The following is a 1130-nucleotide window of genomic DNA, read 5'->3' on the forward strand; positions in this document are numbered from 1 at the left end:
GACTCCGTCCCGCTGGCGCGATCAGTAGCCTAGGCGTTTCACCTTAACCTGAAACAACTATAAGCTTTAGCCCAAGGAAGCCAAAGCAACGACGCTGCTGGTCAGCCAGCTCAGGGCCAAGATCCCCCCTAGGAAAGCCAATGGGATCAGGCCCAGCAGCCGCCACCACTCCAAATCCAGCGCTACAGCTACTGCCCGCACCTGCCAAACCACAAACCACAGCAGAGCTGACAAGCCCAGCAGGGATCCCACCACCCCACCCAACGATTGAGCAGGCCCCAGCAGCAGCCACGGCAAACCGGCAAACCCCGTCAAGCACAGCAGCGCTGAAAAGGAAGGGACAGCCCGACCCAAACAAAAGGCCAGCAATTGCAACAAAGCCGCCAAACCCACCCAGCCCAGGGATCCCATCAGCACCGCCAGCACCATGCTCGGCAGGCTTACCCCAGAGCGGCGAATCGCATCCAGGACGTTGAGCAGCCCCACCACCCCAAAGGCTTGCCAGAGAACAGGCTGTTCCCGCAACGCCCGAAAGGTGCGCTCCGGCAGAAACCAAGCGCCGTAGATGTTGTCTAACCAGGAACCAAGCATGGCCGGCAACAAGTCAAGCTATCTTTCATCCTAGCCCTTATGAGCACTTGACAGGCACATCCCAAAAATGGGGTATGATTGGAAAAGGATTCTGCGGCGTTGGTGACTGCCGTTATGTTTTTGCGATCTATACCCTTCGACAATTAGGATGGGAAGTGGATGTGAGAGCAGTAAGCCAAACTTAGATTTGGAAACTATCAACAATCATCCCCGGTATCCTACACTGGATTTTCCAGGTCGAAAACCACGGTAAAACGGCGCAACAGTATCCTCAAAAAAGCCCTCGAAAGGGGGCCTTTTTGTTGTTTGGATATTGTCGGATATTGTCAATGCTGCAGTTAATGGGTATTGCTCTGGCGCTGGGCTCCATCCTTTAGTCGAGCTTCTGGGCACTGGTCTACGTCTTGCTGCAGGGCAGCCAAGTCTGTCTTTCGCTTGCGGGTCTTGACTTTTGTTGTCGTGAGGTCTGCTCGGCTCAGCCAGCGATAAACGGTTGCACAAGTGACATAACTCCCGCACTCATGCTGACGCAAAGCGCT

General features: G+C 55.0%; 2 protein-coding genes and 1 other RNA gene. 1 reads left to right on the forward strand and 2 read right to left on the reverse strand.

Features of this window, described 5'->3' with window-relative positions; all coding sequences use genetic code 11:
• Nucleotides 1-66 precede the first annotated feature (66 nt).
• On the reverse strand, nucleotides 67-591 hold the full coding sequence (locus tag NW815_RS05940) for a YIP1 family protein (RefSeq protein ID WP_414383635.1): 525 nt from the start codon (nucleotides 589-591) through the stop codon (nucleotides 67-69).
• An 85-nt stretch (nucleotides 592-676) separates the two neighbouring features.
• On the opposite strand from NW815_RS05940, the gene ssrS reads away from it, so the two are divergent.
• Nucleotides 677-864, forward strand: a non-coding RNA gene (gene ssrS, locus NW815_RS05945) — 6S RNA.
• Between the two features lie 65 nt (nucleotides 865-929).
• Here the strand turns inward: ssrS and NW815_RS05950 are convergent.
• Nucleotides 930-1124 carry an IS630 transposase-related protein gene (locus NW815_RS05950; protein ID WP_071818172.1) on the reverse strand — a complete coding sequence of 65 codons (195 nt, stop codon included), beginning with the start codon at nucleotides 1122-1124 and terminating at the stop codon, nucleotides 930-932.
• Nucleotides 1125-1130: the final 6 nt, after the last annotated feature.

It is taken from the genome of Synechococcus sp. R6-7, assembly GCF_047461695.1.
In the GTDB taxonomy this organism is placed as follows: Bacteria; Cyanobacteriota; Cyanobacteriia; order Thermostichales; family Thermostichaceae; genus Thermostichus.